At 71.7% G+C, this 21,306-nt stretch carries 20 protein-coding genes; 11 read left to right on the top strand and 9 right to left on the bottom strand.

The features are described from left to right. Window positions 1-2 precede the first annotated feature (2 nt). Window positions 3-1,229: a pyridoxal phosphate-dependent aminotransferase gene (locus ABD705_RS10345; RefSeq protein WP_344783232.1), complete on the top strand. Its 1,227-nt coding sequence runs from the start codon at window positions 3-5 to the stop codon at window positions 1,227-1,229. Here ABD705_RS10345 and ABD705_RS10340 read toward each other — a convergent pair whose 3' ends face one another. Next, window positions 1,230-1,670 (bottom strand): Rv3235 family protein, encoded by a 441-nt coding sequence (locus ABD705_RS10340; protein ID WP_344783230.1) that lies wholly within the window; start codon window positions 1,668-1,670, stop codon window positions 1,230-1,232. A 161-nt stretch (window positions 1,671-1,831) separates the two neighbouring features. Between ABD705_RS10340 and ABD705_RS10335 the strand changes: the two genes are divergently transcribed. Then, the gene (locus tag ABD705_RS10335; protein WP_344783228.1) at window positions 1,832-2,434 is read left to right on the top strand and encodes a hypothetical protein; all 603 of its coding nucleotides are present in this window, start codon (window positions 1,832-1,834) and stop codon (window positions 2,432-2,434) included. Between the two features lie 7 nt (window positions 2,435-2,441). Here the strand turns inward: ABD705_RS10335 and ABD705_RS10330 are convergent, their stop codons facing one another. Beyond that, window positions 2,442-2,723 carry a helix-turn-helix domain-containing protein gene (locus ABD705_RS10330; RefSeq protein ID WP_344783226.1) on the bottom strand — a complete coding sequence of 94 codons (282 nt, stop codon included), beginning with the start codon at window positions 2,721-2,723 and terminating at the stop codon, window positions 2,442-2,444. 98 nt (window positions 2,724-2,821) lie between these two features. Between ABD705_RS10330 and ABD705_RS10325 the strand changes: the two genes are divergently transcribed. From ABD705_RS10325 to ABD705_RS10315, 3 genes are read left to right on the top strand one after another with little or no spacing between them, the layout of a single operon-like run. Then, window positions 2,822-3,508 (top strand): SAF domain-containing protein, encoded by a 687-nt coding sequence (locus tag ABD705_RS10325; RefSeq protein ID WP_344783224.1) that lies wholly within the window; start codon window positions 2,822-2,824, stop codon window positions 3,506-3,508. Next, window positions 3,505-4,755, top strand: a complete 1,251-nt coding sequence (locus ABD705_RS10320) for a CpaE/TadZ family protein (RefSeq protein ID WP_344783222.1) — start codon at window positions 3,505-3,507, stop codon at window positions 4,753-4,755. Before ABD705_RS10325 ends, ABD705_RS10320 begins: the two co-directional genes overlap by 4 nt. Before the next feature lie 9 nt (window positions 4,756-4,764). Continuing rightward, window positions 4,765-6,258, top strand: a complete 1,494-nt coding sequence (locus ABD705_RS10315) for a sensor histidine kinase (RefSeq protein WP_344783220.1) — start codon at window positions 4,765-4,767, stop codon at window positions 6,256-6,258. Between the two features lie 26 nt (window positions 6,259-6,284). Here the strand turns inward: ABD705_RS10315 and ABD705_RS10310 are convergent, their stop codons facing one another. Then, the gene (locus ABD705_RS10310) at window positions 6,285-6,533 is read right to left on the bottom strand and encodes a WhiB family transcriptional regulator (protein ID WP_039397845.1); all 249 of its coding nucleotides are present in this window, start codon (window positions 6,531-6,533) and stop codon (window positions 6,285-6,287) included. Window positions 6,534-6,795: 262 nt separating this feature from the next. Between ABD705_RS10310 and ABD705_RS10305 the strand changes: the two genes are divergently transcribed. Then, window positions 6,796-7,206, top strand: coding sequence for a histidine kinase (locus ABD705_RS10305; RefSeq protein ID WP_344783218.1), 411 nt, complete (start codon window positions 6,796-6,798; stop codon window positions 7,204-7,206). Here the strand turns inward: ABD705_RS10305 and bcp are convergent. The 3 genes from bcp to aroA are packed head-to-tail and all read right to left on the bottom strand — an operon-like array spanning window position 7,203 to window position 10,104. Beyond that, window positions 7,203-7,670 carry a thioredoxin-dependent thiol peroxidase gene (bcp, locus tag ABD705_RS10300; protein ID WP_344783216.1) on the bottom strand — a complete coding sequence of 156 codons (468 nt, stop codon included), beginning with the start codon at window positions 7,668-7,670 and terminating at the stop codon, window positions 7,203-7,205. The genes ABD705_RS10305 and bcp overlap by 4 nt on opposite strands. A gap of 9 nt (window positions 7,671-7,679) precedes the next feature. After that, window positions 7,680-8,735 (bottom strand): ribosome small subunit-dependent GTPase A, encoded by a 1,056-nt coding sequence (gene rsgA, locus ABD705_RS10295; RefSeq protein WP_344783214.1) that lies wholly within the window; start codon window positions 8,733-8,735, stop codon window positions 7,680-7,682. Window positions 8,736-8,748: 13 nt separating this feature from the next. Next, window positions 8,749-10,104, bottom strand: coding sequence for a 3-phosphoshikimate 1-carboxyvinyltransferase (gene aroA / locus ABD705_RS10290; protein ID WP_344783212.1), 1,356 nt, complete (start codon window positions 10,102-10,104; stop codon window positions 8,749-8,751). A 96-nt stretch (window positions 10,105-10,200) separates the two neighbouring features. Between aroA and ABD705_RS10285 the strand changes: the two genes are divergently transcribed. Then, entirely contained in the window at window positions 10,201-10,788 is a 588-nt protein-coding gene (locus tag ABD705_RS10285; RefSeq protein WP_344783210.1) for a sigma-70 family RNA polymerase sigma factor, read from the top strand. Next, window positions 10,785-11,027 (top strand): zf-HC2 domain-containing protein, encoded by a 243-nt coding sequence (locus ABD705_RS10280; protein WP_344783208.1) that lies wholly within the window; start codon window positions 10,785-10,787, stop codon window positions 11,025-11,027. The genes ABD705_RS10285 and ABD705_RS10280 overlap by 4 nt, the downstream gene beginning before the upstream one ends. Window positions 11,028-11,053: 26 nt before the next feature. Here the strand turns inward: ABD705_RS10280 and ABD705_RS10275 are convergent, their stop codons facing one another. Continuing rightward, window positions 11,054-11,956: a diacylglycerol kinase gene (locus ABD705_RS10275; RefSeq protein ID WP_344783206.1), complete on the bottom strand. Its 903-nt coding sequence runs from the start codon at window positions 11,954-11,956 to the stop codon at window positions 11,054-11,056. After that, window positions 11,953-13,593, bottom strand: a complete 1,641-nt coding sequence (locus tag ABD705_RS10270) for an FAD-binding oxidoreductase (protein ID WP_344783204.1) — start codon at window positions 13,591-13,593, stop codon at window positions 11,953-11,955. Before ABD705_RS10270 ends, ABD705_RS10275 begins: the two co-directional genes overlap by 4 nt. A gap of 34 nt (window positions 13,594-13,627) precedes the next feature. Here ABD705_RS10270 and ABD705_RS10265 point away from each other — a divergent pair, with 34 nt between their 5' ends. Together ABD705_RS10265 and ABD705_RS10260 are read left to right on the top strand one after the other, a co-directional pair. Continuing rightward, window positions 13,628-14,203: a TetR/AcrR family transcriptional regulator gene (locus ABD705_RS10265; RefSeq protein WP_344783202.1), complete on the top strand. Its 576-nt coding sequence runs from the start codon at window positions 13,628-13,630 to the stop codon at window positions 14,201-14,203. After that, entirely contained in the window at window positions 14,200-15,795 is a 1,596-nt protein-coding gene (locus ABD705_RS10260) for a glycerol-3-phosphate dehydrogenase/oxidase (protein ID WP_344783200.1), read from the top strand. The genes ABD705_RS10265 and ABD705_RS10260 overlap by 4 nt, the downstream gene beginning before the upstream one ends. On the opposite strand, the gene ABD705_RS10255 is transcribed toward ABD705_RS10260, so the two are convergent. Further along, complete coding sequence (locus tag ABD705_RS10255; RefSeq protein ID WP_344783198.1) at window positions 15,792-19,514, bottom strand: multifunctional oxoglutarate decarboxylase/oxoglutarate dehydrogenase thiamine pyrophosphate-binding subunit/dihydrolipoyllysine-residue succinyltransferase subunit; 3,723 nt, start codon at window positions 19,512-19,514, stop codon at window positions 15,792-15,794. The genes ABD705_RS10260 and ABD705_RS10255 overlap by 4 nt on opposite strands. A gap of 171 nt (window positions 19,515-19,685) precedes the next feature. On the opposite strand from ABD705_RS10255, the gene guaB1 reads away from it, so the two are divergent. Beyond that, a complete protein-coding gene (guaB1, locus tag ABD705_RS10250) occupies window positions 19,686-21,143 on the top strand; it encodes a GMP reductase (RefSeq protein ID WP_344783196.1) in 1,458 nt (485 codons plus the stop codon). Window positions 21,144-21,306 lie beyond the last annotated feature (163 nt).

Here is a 21,306-nt window from a genome sequence, read left to right as displayed (position 1 = left end):
GGATGACCCCACTGCGGCACCTCGACCAGTCGACCAAGCTCAAGGATGTTCTCTACGAGATCCGCGGGGCGGCACTGGTCGAGGCAGGTCGCCTGGAGGCCGACGGCCACCAGATCCTGAAGCTGAACACCGGCAATCCGGCGATCTTTGGGTTCGATGCGCCGTACCAGATCGTGCGCGACATGATCGCGGCGGTGCCGTACGCGCACGGCTACAGCGACAGCCGCGGCATCCTCTCGGCGCGTCGCGCCGTCGTCGCGCGCTATGAGGAGATCCCCGGCTTCCCGCAGGTCGACCCGGACGACGTCTACCTCGGCAACGGCGTGTCCGAGCTGATCACGATGACGATGCAGGCGCTGCTGGACACCGGCGACGAGGTGCTCATCCCGTCACCGGACTATCCGCTGTGGACGGCGATGACAAGCCTGGGCGGCGGCACGCCGGTGCACTACCGGTGCGACCCCGAGGACGACTGGCAGCCCGACCTGGAAGACATCCGCAGCAAGATCACCGAGCGCACCAAGGCGATCGTGGTGATCAACCCGAACAATCCGACGGGGGCGGTCTACACCCGCGAGAAGCTGCAGGGCATCGTCGACATCGCCCGCGAGCACTCACTGCTGCTGCTGGCCGACGAGATCTACGACCGGATCCTCTACGACGACGCCGAGCACATCAACCTCGCCGCGCTGGCGCCCGATCTGCTCTGCTTCACATTCAACGGGCTGTCCAAGACCTACCGGGTCGCCGGCTATCGCAGCGGGTGGCTGGTGATCACCGGGCCCAAGGCGCACGCCCAGGGCTTCCTCGAGGGGATCACGCTGCTGGCCTCGACCCGGCTGTGTCCGAACGTGCCCGCGCAGCACGCCGTGCAGGCGGCGCTGTCAGGCGTGCAGTCCATCGACGCGCTGATCGGTCCGACCGGGCGGCTGCACGAGCAGCGGGATGTCGCATGGCAGGGGCTGCTGGCGATCCCGGGTGTCACCTGCGCCAAGCCGCGCGGCGCCCTCTATGCGTTCCCGCGGATGGATCCGGACGTGTACGAGATCCACGACGACGCGAAGTTCATCTACGATCTGCTCGTGGCCGAGCACGTGCTGGTGGTGCAGGGCACCGGGTTCAATCTGCCCACCCCCGACCACTTCCGCATCGTGACGCTGCCCGAAGCACGGGTGCTCGCCGACGCGGTCGAACGCATCGGCAACTTCCTGTCGTCGTACCGGCAGTAGTCACAGCAGCGCGAACGACGTCGCGCGCCAGCGGCGGTCCAGGCCCTCCAGCCGCACCGCGACGGCACGCGTGCGCGCGGGGCCGCCGACGATGACGACGGCCTCCACGACGTTATCCAGCGGAATCGTGCAGTGCACGGAGCAGATCGTGTGCACCGGGCGGGTGGCGGCAACGCCCCGTGCGCTGCGCGCGCGGGTGGACAGGCTCGCACGGGTGAGCACCGACTGGAAGGCGTCTTCGCTCATCCAGCGGGCCAGCTGATTGACGTCGCGCACTCCCGCGAGCACCTCGAGCACGCCCTGGGTCAGATTGCGCAGCAGCGGCTCGGGATCGGGCAGCGCCGTGGCGGGAGTGCGTTCCGGCTCGCAGAGATCGTCCTCGGCTGGTGCCGGTCTCGGTGCCGGCCGCGGTGCGGCCGCTCCTGCGAGCGCTCTCGCCATGTGTCTGCCTTCCTCGATCTCTCGCCTGCCGCGAAGGGACACGAGAGGGATGTCGGTTACCCGCCCCAGTAGAACACAGGGCGAACTCACAGCAAGGTGAGAACCCTCTCACCTGTGGATAACTTCTCCGGCCGTCCGGCCGCATCGCATACGCTCGCGGAGTGCGCTGGGATCGCTTCTTCGAGGACCTCGAAGATCAGCTCGACTCCGAATGGGAGGCCGAGCGCGCCGCGCTGGACTCGGAGGCCGAACGGCTGCGGCTGTCCCGCACGACGCTGCGGGAACGGCTGCAGGCCCTGGCCGGCGACGACGCCGCACAGATCGGTCTTCATCTGACCGACCGGACGGTGCTGACCGGGCGACTGAGCGCCGTCGGCGTCGATTGGGCGGGGCTGGCACCGGACGGCCTGCCCGGCGGTGCCGGCATCGTGGCGATGGATGCCGTCACCGCCGTCGCACTGCCCGAAGCCGAACTGCTGCGCAGCGCACGCGCGCCGGCGGCGCCGGCCCGGCGCAGTCTGAGCGAACGGATGACGCTCGGCTTCGTGCTGCGCGACCTCGCCCGACGGCGGGTGCCGGTCACCGTGCATCTGCACGACGGCGAGCTGTCCGGCACGATCGACCGCGCGCTCGCCGACCACCTGGATCTCGCGCTGCACGAAATAGGTGTGCCCCGGCGCTCCGACCAGCTGCGCGGCGTGCGGATGGTGCCCTATCGGGCCCTGGCGTGGGTGCGGCTGGAGGAGCCGGACCGGGCGCGGTAGATGCCGGTCAGTCCGGGTTCTCCACGATCCCGGTGCTCCACAGCTCGGGGAAGCTGGCCGCGTTGGACTGGCGCCACAGCGCCATCCGACGCACCTGCTCGGTCTGGTCGTCCAGATAGGCGCTCACGCTGTCTTCGGCGACCCGCCACTGCGGTGGGCTGCCGACCCGCACGCCGCGCAGCGCGCCCTCGAGCACGAGGGCGATCACCTCGTCGACGGACACGCCCAGGGCCTCGGCGACCTGGGCGGGGGCCACCAGCCGGCCCGCGGGTAGGGGGATTTCGGGCATGCCCTCATTATCGCGGGCAAGCCCGGCCCGAAACCGTCCCCGCGCGGCCTGTGGATAACTTTCGAAGCGGCCGGCCGGACTGCGCGACGATAGAGATCATGAGCGCACTGGACAGGGTGATCTCCCCGGGCCGAGTCACCGGCCCCGACCAGGTTCCGGCCGCAGCCGAGCGCGCTCCCCGCGCGCGCCGCCGCGGCTTCTGGACCGACACCCGCTTCTTCCTCGGACTGCTGCTCATCGTGGCATCCATCGCCGGCGTCTGGGCCGTCGTCGCGCTGGCGCGGCAGACATCCCCGGTGTACGCCGCCGCGCACACCCTGGTCCCCGGCCAGGCGCTGACCGCAGCCGATCTGGTGGTCGTGGACGTCGCCCTCGGCCGCACCGCGGACGCCTACCTGGCGCCGGGCGGGACGCTGGCGGGCCTGGCCGCGACCCGCACCATCGCCACGGGTGAGCTCGTGCCCGCTGCCGCCACCGGCCCGCTGGCGCAGGCGAGCACCACCACCGTGGTCGTGCACAGCGCCGTCGAGGTCCCCAGCAGCGTGCGCGCCGGCAGCATCGTCGAGCTGTGGTCGGCCGCGCAGACCGAACGGGGCGTGTACGCGGTCCCCAGCATCCTGATCCCGACCGCGACGGTGGTGTCGGTCACGCGGGACGATTCGATGATCGGCGGCGGCGCCACGGCCCTCGAACTCGTCATCGAACGGGCCGACGTCGCCGACACCCTGGCGGCGATCGCCGCGCAGGCCGCGCTGTCGATCGTGCCGGCCGGGGGCGGCTCGTGACCCGCGTCATCGTCGCGGCAGGCAACGCCTCGACGCTGGCCGAACAGCTGACCCGGGCCGGGCTGACCGTGACCGGGGTGCTGGCCGCTGTCCAGCCCGCTTCGGGGCCGGAGCCGGGCCTGGACGCCGCCGACGTGCTGGTGCTCGAGGTCACCCGGCGCAGCCTCACGGCGCAGCTGGTGGCCGCGTGCGACGGCGCCGGTGTGCGGATCCTGCCGCTGTGCGCGAGCGATGCCGACGCGCGGCTGGCCGGCACGTTCGGCCTCGGGCCGCTGCTGCCGGCCGACGCCGACGGCTGGGCCGTGGCTGCGGCCCTCGCCGAACCGGCGGCGTCGTTCGCGCCCGGCGGCGGAGGCGGCGCGACCTCCCGCGTGATCGCGGTGTGGGGTCCGGCTGGTGCGCCCGGCCGGTCGACGGTGGCGGTCGAGCTGGCCGCCGAGCTGTCCCGCGGCCGGCACCGGGTCTGCCTGGTCGACGCCGACACCGTCGCGCCGTCGATCGCGCTGATGCTGGGGCTGGCCGATGAGGGCCCGGGCTTCGCGGCGGCGTGCCGGCAGACCGAGCGCGGCGGGCTGGACGGTGCGGAGCTGGAGCGGATCAGCACGCCGGTGTCGGTCGGAGACGGCCGCATCGACGTGCTGCCCGGCATCAACCGCCCGTCGCGCTGGCCCGAGCTCAGCGACCGCCGCGTGCGCGCAGCGCTGGCCGCCTGTCGCGGGTGGGCGGAGCACACCATCGTGGACGTGTCATCCGGCCTCGAGCGCGACGAAGAGATCGTCAGCGACCTGACCGACGGCCCGCGGCGCAACGCCGCGACCCTGGCCGCGTTGGGCGAGGCCGACCAGATCGTGGCGGTCGCCTCGGCCGATCCGCTGGGCATCGCCCGGTTTCTGCGGGCGCACGCCGAGCTGCGCGCCGCCGTCGGGCCGACACCGGTCGCAGTCGTCGCGAACCGGCTGCGGCCGGGTGCCCTGGGCCTGGATGCGCGGGGTCAGGTGCGCCGCACCCTGGAGCGGTTCGCCGGCATCCGGGACGTCTGGTTCGTGCCTCCGGACCCGCGCAGCGTCGACGCTGCGCTGCTGGCGGCGCGTCCGGTCTCGGATGCTTCGCCCCGGTCGCCGCTCGCGCAGGCCGTGCGCCGTTTCGTGGGCGAGGCGATCGCGCCGCGGCCGGAGGTGGCCCGCCCCGTGCGGCGCCGACGGTCCCGGGCGCGGGCGTGTGCAACGGAGGGGACGATCGCGCCGTAGGCTGAATCCGTGTCGACGCTCACCGATCTCGTCTATGCTCAGGGCCGTGCCGACGAAGCCGACGTGGAGTGGCTGCATCGCCTTGCCGGCGACGGGCAGCTTCTGGCCGACCTCGCCTTCGCCGACGTCGTGATGTGGGTGCCGACCGTCGACGATTCGTTCACCGCGGTCGCACACACCCGGCCCGGGGGAGCGGCGACGCTGTTCTACCGGGACATCGTCGGCGAGCTGGTGCGCCCGCAGTGGCGCGCCCAGGTGCGCTCGGCGTTCACCACCGGGAAGATCGTCGACTCGGCGTCGCCGGACTGGTTCGAAGAGACCCCCACGCGGGTGCGCGCCGTGCCGATCGTGCGCGAGCACGTCCGCGCCGGCGAGAGGCCGCCGGTGATCGGCGTGCTCACCCGGCACACCAATCTCGGCGAGACCCGCACCCCGTCGCGCCAGCAGATCACCTTCAACGACTGCGCCGACGACCTGTTCGGCATGATCGCCAGCGCCGACTTCCCGGATCTGTCCGCACCGACCGGGCCGCGGCGAGGTGCGCCGCGCGCATCCGACGGCCTGATCCGGCTCGACGTGGACGGCATCACGACCTTCGCCAGCCCCAACGCGCTGTCGGCGTTCAATCGGCTCGGCTTCGACGACGAGCTCGAAGGCGAGTCGCTGGCCGAGGTCGTCACCGGCATCCTGCCCGAGAAGCGCCACTTCGACGAGTCGCTGCCGCTGGTGATCACCGGCCGCGCGCCGTGGCGCACCGACATCGAGGCGCGCGGGGTCACCGTCTCGCTGCGCACGATCCCGCTGCGCGAGCATGGCACCCGGATCGGTGCGATCGTGATGTGTCGCGACGTGACCGAGATGCGCCACCAGGAGCAGGAGCTGATCACCAAGGACGCCACGATCCGCGAGATCCATCACCGGGTCAAGAACAATCTGCAGACGGTCGCGTCGCTGCTGCGCATCCAAGCGCGCCGCACCCACTCCGAAGAGGCGCGCGAGGCGCTGACCCAGGCCATGCGCCGGGTCGCGGCGATCGCCGTCGTGCACGACACGCTCGCGACCGGGCTCGCGCAGAACGTGCCGTTCGACGAGGTCTTCCAGCGGGTGCTCAAGCTGGTCGCCGAGGTCGCCGCCGACGCGAACACGCGCGCGAAGACGCATACGAGCGGCACGTTCGGCACGCTGCCCAGCGAATACGCGACGCCGCTGGCGCTGGCGCTGACCGAATTGGTGACCAACGCGGTCGAGCACGGCCTGGCCGGCAAAGAGGGCGACGTCGAGATCGTCGCCGACCGCACCCCCGAGCGCCTCGAGGTGCGCGTGCGCGACACCGGAGTGGGGCTGCCGGCCGGCCATGTCGGCCAGGGGCTGGGCACGCAGATCGTGCGCACGCTCATCCAGGGCGAGCTCAGCGGCTCGATCGACTGGCACACGCTCGAGGGCGAGGGCACCGAGGTGACCATCGAGATCCCGCTGCGCTACCTCGACCTCGACCCGGACTGAGCGGGGCCCCAGGGCGCCCGGCGGCGTCAGGACGCGCGGCGGGCGCGCGCGGCGCGGCGCTTGAGCGCGCGGCGCTCGTCTTCGGACAGTCCGCCCCACACGCCCGAGTCCTGGCCGGTCTCCAGTGCGTACTGCAGGCAGATCTCGGTGACCGTGCACCGTGCGCAGACGGCCTTCGCCTTCTCGATCTGGTCAACGGCCGGACCGGTGTTCCCGACCGGGAAGAACAGTTCGGGGTCGACGGTGAGGCATGCGGCTTTGTCGCGCCAATCCATAGTGCAGATGCTCCTTGAGAGGGGATGTCAGGTCGTGTCGGTTACGGTCCCAGCGCGGATTCGGATTCCGCTAACCTGGAGGGTGTGCGAGCTGGATGCTCGCCCCACGCCGCTGTGGGAGCACACAACGTGTTCAATGGTTCCACAGCCGGCGAGCGGAATCAAGGGTTTTTCCCACGAGTTCTGTGCGATCTGCTGATAGTTGCCCGAGCGCGTTGGAGGCCGTCGACAAATTCGAGGGCGTTCGGAGGGAATGTCAGGAATGCGAACAAGCACCGCCGCACACACCGCGACCGTCATCCTCGGCCTCGAGGCGGCGGGGGTGCTGGTCCTGGCGATCTGGCAGGTGCTGGAGCTGATGGCCGGTGCCGCCGAGTGGCTGGCCAGCGCCCTCGCGCTGATCGTGCTGACCCTGATCGCCGCCGCGGCGGTGGCCGCCTTCGCCGTCGGTGTGGCGCGGGATGTCTCGTGGGGACGCTCGGGTGGCATCGTGACACAGCTGCTCATCGTCGCCGTCGCGATCGGGGCCGCCACGGGCGCCTATGCGCACCCGCTGATCGGGCTGGCACTGGCCGCCGTGGCGGTGGTCGCACTCATTCCGCTCGTCCTCGAAGTGCGCCGCGCCGGCATCGCGCGTCGGGCGGCCGAGCACGGCGACGACGAGGACCGCTAGTCGATGCCGAGCTTGGCCCGCAGCCGCGACACGTGCCCGGTGGCCTTGACGTTGTACTGCGCATCGGTGATCGCACCCTGCTCGTCGATCACGAACGTCGAGCGCAGCACGCCCTCGATCGTCTTGCCGTAGTTCATCTTCTGGCCCCACGCGCCGTAGGCCTCGTGCACGGCGCGGTCGGGGTCGCTCAGCAGCGGGAAGGTCAGGCTGTCGCGGGCGCGGAACTCGCGGAGCTTGTCCAGGCTGTCCCGGGACACGCCCAGCACCGTGTAGCCGGCGCCTTGCAGCGACGAGAGGCTGTCGCGGAAGTCGCACGCCTCGGTGGTGCATCCGGGGGTCATCGCCGCCGGGTAGAAGTACAGGATGACCTTCTGCCCGCGCAGGTCGTGCAACGAGACCGGCGTGCCGTCCTGGTCGTCGAGGGTGAAGTCGGGTGCGGTGTCTCCGGGTGTCAGCTCAGCCATACCGCCAGCCTACGGCCTGCCGGAGTGCTCCGCGAAGGTGGTCAGCAGGCGCTGCAGCGACTCCAGCCGGCCCAGGGCCGCGGGGGAGAGGTCGCCGGCGGCCCTGGCCTCGTTCATGGCGCAGTCGACGGCGTCCGGCAGGTGGGTGCATCCGCGGGGGCAGTCCTGGGCGATCTCGGCCAGGTCCGTGAAGGCGCCGAGGATGTGCGCCGGGTCCACGTGTCCGAGCCCGAATGAACGCACTCCCGGGGTGTCGATGACCCAGCCGGTGCCGGATGCCCCGCGATAGCGCAGCGACACCGTCGAGCTCGAGGTGTGCCGGCCGCGGCCGGTGACCTCGTTGACGTGCCCGGTGGCCCGTCCGGCATCGGGCACCAGCGCGTTCACGAGCGTGGACTTGCCGACGCCGGAGTGCCCGACGAACACGGTGGTGTGGCCGACCAGCGCCGCCCCGATCTCGTCGACGGGCAGCCGGTCGCGGGCGCTGGTGAAGATCCGCAGCTCGATGCCCTCGAAGTGCTTCAGGAACTCGGTCGGGTCGGCCAGGTCGGTCTTGGTCACCACGAGCAGCGGCCGGATGCCGGCATCCAGCGCCGCGATCAGGTAGCGGTCGACCAGCCGCGGGCGCGGCGGCGGGTCGACCGCGGCGACCACGATCAGCATCTGGTCGGCGCCGGCGACGACGACCCGTTCGACCTGGTCGGTGTCGTCGGCGCTGCGGCGCAGCAGCGTCGTGCGCGCGGCCACGCCGACGATGCGCGCCAGGGTGCCCTCGGCTCCGGAGACGTCGCCCACGACGCGCACGCGGTCGCCGGTGACGATCGACTGCTTGCGCAGCTCACGGGCCCGGGTGGCCACGACGGTGTGCTCATCGGGTGTGTCCTCGCCCACCAGCACCGTGTAGCGCCCGCGGTCCACGCCCAACACTCGCGCCAGCACGGCGTCGGTGTGCGCCGGGCGGCGCTTGGTGCGCGGCCGGTTCGCCTTCGGATTCGGGCGCATCGGGATGTCGGACTCGTCGAGCTCGTCATCCTCCTCGGCGTCGCCGTCGTCCAGCCAGCTCATGGCGGGTGCGCGGCTACGCCGCGGATTCCCCCGACTCGTTGCCGAGCATCCGCGCCCACAGCTGCGGGAACTGCGGCATCGTCTTGGCGGTGGTGCCGATGTCGTCCACCTCCAGGCCCTCCACGACCAGGCCCAGCAGCGCACCGGTGGTGGCCATTCGGTGGTCGTGGTAGGCCTGCCACACGCCGCCGTGCAGCGGCCGGGGGACGATCCGGATGCCGTCCTCGAGCTCCTGTGCTTCGCCGCCCAGCGTCCGCAGGTTCTCGGCCAGCGCGGCCAGCCGGTCGGTCTCGTGCCCGCGCAGATGGCCGATGCCGTGCAGCGTCGAGGGTGAATCGGCCAGCGCCGCCAGGCCCACCAGGGTGGGGGCGAGCTCGCCGGCGGCCGACAGGTCGAGGTCGACGCCGGTGATGGTGTCGCCGCCGGTGATGTGCAGCGCTCCGCCGCGGCGCTGGGTGCGCGCGCCCATCAGAGGCAGGATGTCGGTCAGCAGCGCGCCCGGCTGCGTGGAGTGGGTCGGCCAGCCGGTCACCGATACGCGTCCGCCGGCCGCCATGGCCGCGGCCAGGAACGGGGCGGCGTTGGACAGATCGGGCTCGATGTGCACATCCTTGCCGCGGATGGACCCGGCCGGCACGACCCACTCGGTGGGGCTGGGGCGCTCCACGAGCACGCCGCGGCGGCCCAGCGACTCGATCGTCATGTCGATGTGCGGCACGCTCGGCAGGCGGTCGCCGTCGTGGATCAGATGCAGCCCGACGTCGAAGCGGGGGGCCGTCAGCAACAGGCCCGACACGAACTGACTCGATGCGCTGGCGTCGATCGTGATCTCGCCGCCGCGGATCTGGCCGTGCCCGCGCACCGTGAACGGCAGCGCCCAGCGTGCGCCGTCGTCGATGTCGACGCCGAGGTCGCGCAGCGCCTTGATCATCACGGCCATCGGGCGATGAAGCGCGCTGGCGTGCGCGGTCAGGGTCACCTCGCCGCCGACCAGGCCCGCCAGCGGGGCGACGAAGCGCATCACGGTGCCGGCCTGTCCGCAGTCCACGGCGCCGTCGGCCGCGTGGAAGGGGGCGATCGGGGTGATCAGCAGGTCGTCGCCGAAAGGGCCATCGCCGTGCTGCGGCTCGATGCTCACGCCCAGGGCGCGCAGCGCCCCGATCATCCGATCGGTGTCATCCGACTGCAGCGGCGCATACAGCCGGCTCGGGCCGTCGGCCAGGGCGGACAGGATCAGCTCGCGCCCCGTGAGCGATTTCGACCCGGGCACGGTGACCACGGCGTCCAGCGGGCCGGAGGCCTGCGGGGCGCGCCAGGTGCCGGTCCTGGTCGATCCGGACGAGGGCTGGGAATACCGGTGGGCGGTCATCGGGTTCTACCATAACGAACCCACCAGAGGAGCCGGATGATCGCCACCCTGCAACGCCCAGCTGAGCGCGAGCGCACCCACGTAGACTTGCGCGCGATGGACGAATCAGCAGCCGCCACCGCGCGCACGCAGTTCGAGCAGCAAGCGCTGCCCTACATGGATCAGCTGTACGCCGCCGCGATGCGCATGACGCGCAATCCCGCCGACGCCGCCGATCTGGTGCAGGAGACGTTCGTGAAAGCGTTCGCGTCCTGGAAGACGTTCACGCAGGGCACGAACCTGAAGGCGTGGCTGTACCGCATCCTCACCAATTCGTATATCAACACCTACCGCAAGAAGCAGCGCGAGCCGTACCAGAGCGCGATCGACGAGCTCGAGGACTGGCAGCTGGGCGGCGCCGAGTCGACCACGTCGACGTCGTCGCGCTCGGCCGAGGCCGAGGCCATCGACCGGATGCCGGCGACGGCCGTCAAGGACGCGCTGCAGTCGATCCCCGAGGACTTCCGGCTGGCGGTCTACCTCGCCGACGTCGAGGGCTTCGCCTATCAGGAGATCGCCGACATCATGAAGACCCCCATCGGCACCGTCATGAGCCGGCTGCATCGAGGCCGCCGGATGCTGCGGGAGCTGCTGGCCGACTACGCCAAGGAACGTGGCATCACCACATCAGGGAGCAAGAAATGACCGACTGCGGCTGCGAGAAGACCCGCAAGGATCTCGAGGAGTACCTGCGCAACGAGGTCTGCAAGACGGCATCGTCCGACATCCGCGAGCACCTGGCCGGATGCCCGGGATGCCGGGACGAGGCGCTGGTGTCGCGGACCCTCACCGAGGTGCTGGCACGCTCCTGCAAGGAGGCTGCCCCCGAACAGCTGCGCGAGATGGTGCTGACGCGGCTGAGCGAGCAGCACACCGTCGCCTGAGCGGGCCGTCGGCAGCGCGCCGCGCCCTATCGCGGTGCGAACACGGTGAGTGCGCCGGGGACGGCCTCCACCGTCAGCGGCAGCAGGCCGATCGGGTCGCCGTCGGCATAGCCGGTGACCGCCTCCGACTCCAGCCGCACCGAGCGCACCCGGAAGGTCGAGACCTCCGGGATGGTCGTGTGCGTGCCGCGGTAGACCCGCGGCAGCAGTCGCAGCAGTCGCAGCCGCCCCGCGGGGCGGACGATCGTCACGTCCAGCAGGCCGTCGGCGATGTCGGCATCCGGGCAGATCGGGATGCCGCCGCCGTAGCTGGGCCCGTTGCCCACCGCGGCGATCACGAGGTCGTCGGTCACGTCACGCCGGCTGCCGTCGGGCAGCTGCATCTGCAGCGTGAAGGGCGCGGCGTGCAGCGTCAGGAACTCGATCAGCAGCGCGACCGTGTAGCGGGATGATCCTCGCGGCCACCGCATCGCGTTGGCCCGATCGTTCACGCGCGAGTCGAATCCGCTGGCCAGCACGCTGGCCATCAGCTCGAACGTGCCGTCGTCGCGCGTGATCCGGGCCAGGTCGACCGTGCGGGTGCGGCCGGCGGCGATCACGTCGGCGGCACCGCGCACATCGAGCTCGCGCAGGCCCAGCGCCGCGGCGATGTCGTTGCCGGTGCCGACCGGGATGATGCCGAGCGGGATGCCGGTGCCGGCGATCTCGGCCAGGGCGAGGTGCACCGTGCCGTCGCCGCCGGCGACCGCCACGGCGTCGGCGCCGGCCCGCAGCGCGATCTGCAGCAGCGCCGACGACTCGGCCGCGCTGCCGCCGGAGATCAGCGAGGTCTCGATGCCGTGCGCGCGAAGCCGATTCGCGGCGTCGGCCGCGGCAGCGGACTGCCGGCCGCCACGGGCCGCGGGGTTGATCAGCAGCGCGAGCTTCATGCCGTGCCGGCCGGCGGCACCAGCGTGCCGGGGTTCATGATGGCGTGCGGGTCGACGGTGCGCTTGACCGCCCGCAGGATCTCGACCCCGAGCGGGCCGATCTCATCCGGCAGATACGGCCGGTGGTCCCGGCCCACGGCATGGTGGTGGGTGATCGTGCCGCCGGCGGCGCCGATCGCGCGGGAGGCGGCATCCTTCGCCCGCGCCCACTGCTGCTCGGGCTGTGCGGTCAGCGCCGCGACCACGGTGAAGTACAGCGAGGCGCCCGCCGGGTACAGGTGCGAGATGTGGCACATCACGATCGGCGTGGTGCCCTGTGCGGCCATCGTCTCGGTCAGCGCCGCGGTGACCGCCGCCTTCAGAGGTCGCAGGTTCGTCCACGTGGTGGCCGTCTCGAGGGTCTCGGCGAGGATGCCGGCATCCAGCAGCGCGTCGCGCAGCGCGGGGGAGGCGAACCGGCCGCGCTCCCAGGAGCGGGCCGGCTCTTCGCCGCGGTCCTTGCCGCCGTGCGCGGCGCACACCGCGGTGGCTTCGGCGCGGCGGGCCGCGGCCGCCGCCTGCGTCTCGGCTTCGAACGTCGCCACGGCCAGGGCGCCGCGCAGCCTCGTCAGGTGCCCGCCGATCGCGGCGTTCACGCGGGTCTCGGGTTCGTCCGAGAGCCGGATGACGGTGGTGCGGATGTCGCGCTGGACCAGGTCGCGCAGCGCGCCGGCGCCCGCGGCGAAGTCCGGGAACGTCCATGCGGCGTAGGCAGTGGCGGCGGGCGTGGGCCGGATGCGCACGGTGACTTCGGTGATGACCCCGAAGGCGCCCTCGGAGCCGAGGAAGAGCTGCCGCAGGTCGGGGCCGGCCGCGCTGGCGGGGGCGCGCCCGAGGTCGAGGTCGCCGGCGGGCGTCGCGATGCGCAGCCGATGCACGAGCTCGTCGAACCGGCCGTAGCCGCGCGAGGCCTGACCGCTGGAGCGGGTCGCGGCGAACCCGCCGATCGTGGCGTACTCGAAGCTCTGCGGGAAGTGCCCGAGCGTATAGCCGCGCGCGCCGAGCAGCTCTTCGGCCTGGGGGCCGGTGGTGCCGGGCCCGAACGTGGCCAGCCGGGACAGCTCGTCCAGCTCGTACAGGCCCGCGGTGCGGGCCAGGTCCAGCGCGATCACGGCCCGCTGCGCACCGATGACGGGATCGACGCCGCCGACGACGCTGGTGCCGCCGCCGAACGGGATCACCGCGATGCCGCGATCGTCGCACACCCGCAGCAGCGCCGCCACCTCGTCATGCGAACCGGGTCGGGCCACGGCATCCGGCGCCTGCTGTGCGGCACTGCCGCGGCGATGCAGCAGATCCAGGGTGCTCTTGCCGCCCAGGTGCCCGGCGCGGGCCTCGTCGTCGGCGGTGGTCTCGGCGGCGGCCGACAGCGCGGCCATGTCCGCCGCGGTCAGCCGTGCGGCGGTCAGCTGCAGCTGCGCGCGGGGCAGCCGCGGAATCGAGTGGACTCTGCCAGGCAGCAGCGTGGCGGCGAGGACCCGGGCGCCGGCGGGCAGCGTCCGCACGTGCGCGGCGTCGCCCCACGCATCCCACTGCATGGGCGGCCGGGTCTGCGGTACCGCGAGCGGGGCGCGGCCTTCGGCGGGCATCGTGGCCATGGCGACAGTATGACAGATTATGTATCGTTGTCACATGGTTGATCTCGCCGTCGGAACCGATGCCGCGATCCTGGACGCCGCACTGGTCGAGGTGCTCGAGCACGGCATCCGCCGCACCAGCGCCACGGACATCGCACGGCGCGCCGGTGTGTCGCGACAGACGCTGTATCGGCACTGGCCGGACCTGCAGACGCTGCTGGCGGCTCTGGTCACCCGCGAGCTGCTGGCCGCACTGCCGCGGGGCGCTGCGGTCGCGACCACGTGCGACGAGCTCGTCGGGCTGCTGGTGGACACGGCCGGCGCGATTGCCGAACTGCCCCTGCTGGCGCGGCTGCGCAGCACCGATCCAGAGCTGCTCGCGCGCTACATCCTGCAGCGGCTGGGCACCAGTCAGCACGCCATCCACGCCGAGCTGGTGGGCCGCATCGAGGCCGGGCAGGCGGCCGGGTTCGTGCGCGCCGGTGCGCCGGCGCAGCTGGCGGCGATGGTGCTGCTGATCGCGCAGTCCGCGATCCAGTCGGCGCCGCTGGTGGCCGGCTGGCTCGACGAGGGCGCGTGGCGGCGCGAGCTGGACCACGCCCTGCACGGCTATCTGCAGGCCCGGCCGTGACCGGCGAGCCGGTCTGCCGCCCGCGGGCACTCGTGCGCGCGGGCGGACCGGCCACGGCGCTGAACGCGGCGCGGCGCGCCCGTGAGCTGGCGGAGCTGGGCGAGCGGCCGCACGTGGACGTGCTGGTCGTCGGCGGCGGCATCACCGGCGTCGGGGTGGCGCTGGACGCCGCCAGCCGGGGTCTGCGCACCGTGCTGGTCGAGCGACATGATCTGGCGTTCGGCACCAGCCGGTTCAGCTCGAAGCTCGTGCACGGGGGACTGCGCTATCTGGCCACCGGGCAGTTCGGCATCGCGGCCGAGAGCGCGCTCGAGCGGCATCTGCTGATGACCCGCATCGCACCGCATCTGACGCGTGCCCTCGCACAGGTCACGCCGCTGTACCGCCCCGGCTACATTCCGCGCGGGGCATATCTCGGCATCGGCTACGGCATGGGTGACGGGCTGCGTCGCCTGGCAGGCACGCCGACGCACCTGCTGCCGGCTCCTGACTTCGTCGCCGCCGGCACGGTGGCCTTCCTCGCACCGGCCGTGCGGCAGGCCGGACTGCGCGGCGGACTGCGCGGCTGGGACGGCCAGCTGTTCGACGACGCCCGGCTGGTCGTCGCCGTAGCCCGCACCGCCGCCGGGTTCGGGGCATCCGTGCTCACCCGGGTGCGTGCACGGCAGGTGACCGGCGACGGCGCCGTGCTGCATGACGTGCTGACCGGACAGGAGCTGGCGATCACCGCGAGTGCGGTGATCTCGGCCGCGGGGGTGTGGGCGGGCGCGCTCGATGCCGATGTGCATCTGCGGCCGAGCCGCGGCACCCACCTGGTCGTCGACACGGCGCGCCTGGGCGGCTCCGACGTGTCGCTGACCGCGCCGGTGCCCGGCTCGTCCAGCCGGTTCGTGTTCACCGTGCCGGCGCCGCACGGCCGCACCTACATCGGGCTGACCGACGTCGAGGCGCCCGGGCCGATCCCGGACGTGGCGGCGGCGACGGATGCCGAGATCGACATGCTGCTGGGTGTGATCGGCGACGTGCTGGCACGTCCGCTGAGTCGCGCCGACGTGATCGGCGCCTATGCCGGGCTGCGGCCACTGCTGACCGACGGGCCCGATGGCGAGCAGACCAGCGACCTCTCGCGACGGCATGCCGTCGTGGAGTCGGCGAGCGGGGTGCTGTCGGTGGTCGGCGGCAAGCTCACGACCTATCGCCGGATGGCGGCGGACGGGGTGGATGCCGCGCTGGTGCGCCGCTTCGGCGCGGCCGGTCGCAACCGGCCCGGCCGCACCGCGGATCTGCCGCTGGTCGGGGCGTGGCCGCGCGGCCGGCTCGGACAGATCCGCGCGCCTGGCCGGCTGGTGGGCCGCTACGGCGCCGAGGCGCCGTACGCCGCGGCACTGCCGGACGGCGCCCCGGCCGCGCGCGGTGTCACGGCGCAGGAGCTGCAGTGGGGCGTGGCCGTCGAGGGCGCGTTGTCGGTCGACGACCTGCTGGAGCGCCGCACCCGGCTGGGCCTGGTCGCCGCCGACCGCGACGCGTCGACCGAGGCGGCCGCAGCCGCGTTCGCGCGCGCCGGTGTCGACCCGGTGGCCGAGACCGGCTAGAAGCCGACCGCCTGCTGCAGGATCGCAGCGGCCTCGGCCGCGTGCACCTTGGGCGAGCCGGTGGACGGCGCGGCGGCCGCACCACGCGAGATGCAGCGCACCGAGCGCGAGTGCAGGTGCTCGATGACCTCGAGTGCGAAGAACGGCCACGCGCCCTGGTTCGACGGCTCGTCCTGCACCCACACCAGCTCGGCGTTGGGGTACTCGGCCAGCACCGCATTCAGCCGGTCGACCGGCGCCGGGTAGAACTGCTCCAGTCGCACCAGTGCGATCCGAGGGTCCGGGTTCTTGTCGAGCTCGGCCTTGAGGTCCCAGTGGATCTTGCCCGAGTGCAGCAGCACGCGGGTGACCGCGGCCTTGTCGGCGATGCGGCGGTCGTCGTCCAGCACCGGCTCGAATGTCGTCCCGGTGAGGAAGTCCTCGACCGCGCTGGTGGCCCCGCGCAGCCGCAGCATCGCCTTCGGGGTGAACACGACCAGCGGACGCCGCGGGCGTGCATACGCGTGCCGGCGCAGCAGGTGGAAGTACGACGACGGCGTGGACGGCCGGGCGACGGTCATGTTGTCCTGCGCGCACATCTGCAGATAGCGTTCGATGCGCGCCGACGAGTGGTCCGGCCCCTGGCCCTCGTAGCCGTGCGGCAGCAGCAGCACGACACCGGACTGCTGGCCCCACTTCTGCTCGGCCGAGGTCACGAACTCGTCGACGACGGACTGCGCGCCATTGCCGAAGTCCCCGAACTGCGCCTCCCACAGCACCAGGGCGTCGGGGCGCTCGACCGAGTAGCCGTACTCGTACGCCATCGCGGCGTACTCGCTCAGCGGCGAGTTGTACACCCAGAACCGGCCCTGATTGGCCGACAGGTTGGTCAGGGGGATCCATTCCTGCCCGTTGGCCCGGTCGTGCAGCACGGACTGCCGCTGCACGAACGTGCCGCGCTGCGAGTCCTGACCGGCCAGACGCACCGCGGTGCCCTCCAGCAGCAGCGACCCGAAGGCCAGCAGTTCGCCGAATGCCCAGTCGATGCTGCCGCTGCGGCTCATCTCGCGGCGCTTGTTCAGCAGCTTGTCGAGCTTCGGGTGCACCGTGAAGCCGTCCGGCTTGTTGACGAACGCGTCGCCGATCGACTCGATCACTTCGCGCGAGACGCCGGTGGTCTCGGGCACCCCGGTGAACGCATCCGGGCCCGTGGCATCCGGCTGCACGACGGGGGAGGTGCCGGTCTCGGCGGCGTGGGTCTCGGCGAAGGCGATCTCGAGGCGGTCCTGGAAGTCCTTCTTCGCGGTCTCGTACTCGTCTTCGGTGATGTCGCCGCGACCGACCAGGGCCTCGGTGTACAGCCGGCGCACCGACCGCTTGGCCTCGATCAGGTCAGTCATCAGCGGCTGCGTCATCGACGGGTCGTCGCCCTCGTTGTGCCCACGGCGCCGGTAGCAGACGATGTCGATCACGATGTCGCGGTGGAACTCCTGGCGGTAGCGGAACGCCACCTCGGCCACGTGCACGACGGCTTCGGGGTCGTCGCCGTTGACATGCAGGATCGGCGCCTGAATGGTCTTGGCGACGTCGGTGGCGTACACCGACGTGAAGCCGTCGCCCGGCAGCGTCGTGAAGCCGACCTGGTTGTTCACCACGACGTGGATCGTGCCGCCGGTGCGGTAGCCGCGCAGCTGCGACATCTGCAGCGTCTCGACCACGACGCCCTGACCGGCGAAGGCGGCGTCGCCGTGCACCAGGATCGGCAGGTAGGTGAAGGAGCCCATCGGCTTGCGGTCCTGCTTGGCGCGGATGATGCCCTCGAGCACGCCGTCGACCGTCTCCAGATGCGAGGGGTTGGCGGCCAGGTGGATCGGCAGCTGGCGGCCGTCGTCGGCCACGAACGTGCCGTCCATGCCGAGGTGGTACTTGACGTCGCCGGACCCGCTCTTGTTGCCGACGTTCACCGAGCCCTCGAACTCGCGGAACACCTGGCCGTAGGTCTTGCCGGCGATGTTGGTCAGCACGTTCAACCGGCCGCGGTGGGCCATGCCGATCGCGGCGCCGTCCATGCCGGTCTGCGCCGCGCCCTGCAGGATCTGGTCCAGCAGCGGGATGAGCGACTCGCCGCCCTCGAGGCTGAAGCGCTTCTGACCGACGTACTTGGTCTGCAGGAAGGTCTCGAAGGCCTCGCCCTCGTTGAGCTTGCTGAGGATGCGCAGCTGCTCGTCGTGGCTGGGCTTCTGGTACTTGACCTCCATGTAGTCCTGGAACCACTTGCGCTGGGCGGGGTCCTGGATGTGCATGTACTCGACGCCGATGGTGCGGCAGTACGAGTCGCGCAGCACGCCGAGGATGTCGCGCAGCTTCATCTGGCGCTTGCCGCCGAAGCCGCCCGTGACGAACTCGCGGTCCAGGTCCCAGAAGGTCAGCCCGTGGGTCTCGATCTCCAGGTCGGGGTGTGTGCGCTGCACGTACTCGAGCGGGTCGGTGTCGGCCATCAGGTGACCGCGCACGCGATAGGAGTTGATCAGCTCCTGGACCCGAGCGGTCTTGTTGACCCGCTCGGAGATGTCGACGCTGATGTCCTGCGCCCAGCGGATCGGCGCGTAGGGGATGCGCAGCGCGGCGAAGATGTCGTCGTAGAAGCCGCGCTGACCGGCCAGCAGCTCGTGCACCTTCTTGAGGAACTCGCCGGAGCCGGCGCCCTGGATGACGCGGTGGTCGTAGGTGCTGGTCAGCGTGATGGTCTTGCCGATGCCCAGCTCGTTCAGCGACTTGTCGGAAGAGCCCTGGAATTCGGCCGGGTACTCGAGGGCACCTGCGCCGATGATGCACCCCTGGCCCTTCATCAGGCGCGGCACGGAGTGCACCGTGCCGATGCCGCCGGGGTTGGTCAGCGACAGCGTGGTGCCGGCGAAGTCGCTCGCCGTCAGCTTGTTCGCGCGGGCGCGCTTGATCAGGTCCTCGTATGAGGTGAGGTACTCGTTGAAGGTCAGGGTGTCGGCGCGCTTGACCGACGGCACCAGCAGGGCGCGCGAGCCGTCGGGCTTGGGCAGGTCGATGGCGATGCCCAGGTTCACGTGGGCCGGCGCGATCACCGACGGCTTGCCCTCGACCTCGGCGTAGTACACGTTCTGGCTCGGGAACTCCTTCAGCGCCTGGATCAGCGCCCAGCCGATCAGGTGCGTGAAGCTGACCTTGCCGCCGCGGGTGCGGGCCATGTGGTTGTTGATGACGATGCGGTTGTCGATCATCAGCTTGGCCGGGATGGTGCGCACGCTGGTGGCGGTGGGCACAGTCAGGGACTGGTCCATGTTGGCCGCGAGCGTCTTGGTCATGCCGCGCAGCGGGGTGACGACATCCTGCCCGTCGTCTTCGACCGGCTCATCGGCCGCCGACGGCCGCGCCTTGGGCGCCTGCGCCGGGATCGGCTGCGGGGCGGCCGGCTTGGCCGTGGTGCGGGCCACCGGAGGGGAGCCGAGCACCGGGATCGGCGCGGTCACCGGATGCGCGCCCGTGAGGGCCGTCGTCATCGGCGGGGCGGCCGGCGCAGCCGCGGCGGGCGCCGCTGCCGGTGCGTCGGTGTCGACCGGGTGGTATGCCTCGAGAATCGGCCACCACGACTTGTCCACGAGGTTGCGGTCCTTCTGGAACTGCACGTAGAGCTCATCGACGAGCCATTCGTTGGCCCCGAATTCCCCCTCGCTCGAAGTCCCGACGCCTGTCACCTGGCTCGACACGTCCGTTCGCCTGCTTTCCTCGCTGAGATCTTGAGATGGATGGGGACGGCCCCATGCACACGTTCGTCAAGCGTATCTCAGTCGCCTGTGCGCGCGCCGACCGGTGCGGTCGCGAAATGGCCACGATCAGGCATCATTTTTCCAGCCACGCGGAGTCACTACCCTGGAGCCATGGAGTTCTACGGCGAGCAACCTGAAGTCGATCTGGCCTATTCCGATGTCTTCCTGGTGCCGCGTCGATCGGACGTGACCAGCCGACTGGATGTGGACCTCTCGCCGGGGGACACGACGGCGGCCACGATCCCGCTGGTCTCGTCGAACATGAACTCGGTGACGGGCGCGCGACTGGCCGCCACGCTCGCCCGCCGGGGCGGTCTGGGAGTGCTGCCGCAGGACATGCCGTTGCAGGAGCTGGATGCCGCGATCCGCTGGGTCAAGGCTCAGCCGGTGCCGTGGGACACGCCGATCGTGCTGCCCCCGCGCGCGACGGTCGCCGACGCGGCGCGCATCCTGCCCGCATTGGAGGGATACGGGATCGTCGTGGCCGACGCCGCCGGGCAGACACTGAAGATCGAGGATGTGCGCGGCGTCGTGCCCGCCGGCCGGCTCGGTTCGGCCCTGCCCGATGCGCGCCTGGGCGACCTGGTGCATGCGCGGCCGACCGCGATCGACGCCGACGACGTCACCGACGCGCGGCAGGCGTTCGACCTGATCGTCGACAGCGCCGCCGAGACGGTGTGCGTGCTGCGCCGCGGCGAACTGATCGGCACGCTGTCGCAGCGCAGCGCGCTGCGCGCGACGCTGTACCGTCCCGCCGTCGACCGGGACGGCCGGCTGATCGTGGCCGCCGCGATCGGCGTCAACGGCGACGTGCAGGCCAAGGCCCGGGCGCTCGTGGCCGCGGGCGTGGACGTGCTGGTGGTCGACACCGCGCACGGGCATCAGGAGTCGATGCTGCACGCCCTGCAGGCGGTCGCCGCACTGGAGCTGGGCCTGCCGATCGCCGCCGGCAACGTCGTGACCGCGGAGGGCGTGCACGATCTGATCCTCGCCGGCGCGACCATCGCCAAGGTGGGCGTGGGCCCGGGCGCGATGTGCACGACGCGGATGATGACCGCGGTCGGCCGTCCGCAGTTCTCGGCGGTGCTCGAGACCGCGCAGGCCGCGCGCCTGATGGGCGCGCATGTGTGGGCCGACGGGGGAGTGCGCTATCCGCGCGACGTCGCGCTGGCGCTGGCGGCGGGAGCGGCATCCGTCATGATCGGCTCGTGGTTCGCCGGCACCGTCGAGGCGCCCGGCGAGCTCCTGGCCGATCGGGACGGCCGGGTCTACAAGGAATCGTGGGGGATGGCCTCGACCAAGGCCGTGCGCGAGCGGTTCGGACGACTGGACGCCTATGAGCTGGCCCGCAAGGAGCTGTTCGCCGAGGGCATCTCGTCGTCGCGCATCTACCTCGATCCGCTGCGGCCCGGGCTGGAGGACCTGCTCGACATGATCACCTCGGGCCTGCGCTCGGCGTTCAGCTACGCCGGCGCGCGCACGTTGACCGAGTTCCAGGATCGCGCCCGGGTGGGCCTGCAGTCCGCCGCCGGCTACGAAGAGGGCAAGGCGCTGCCGGTCAGCTGGTAGCGCGCACCGCGCGCGTTCGGCGCGTCCGGGGTTTCGCTCGCGCGCCCGTCTCTTGCATACGCGTACGTTTTGGCGCAGCCGGGTTCGCTCGCGCGCCTGTTTCTGACATCCGCGCCCGTTTATTTCATGCGCGACTGCGACTTTCTCTAGCGCGAGCGGTTGT

Origin of the sequence: Microbacterium kribbense, assembly GCF_039537285.1 — a bacterium.
GTDB classification, from domain to species: Bacteria; Actinomycetota; Actinomycetes; order Actinomycetales; family Microbacteriaceae; genus Microbacterium; species Microbacterium kribbense.
This window is presented reverse-complemented; position numbering and strand designations above follow the sequence as displayed.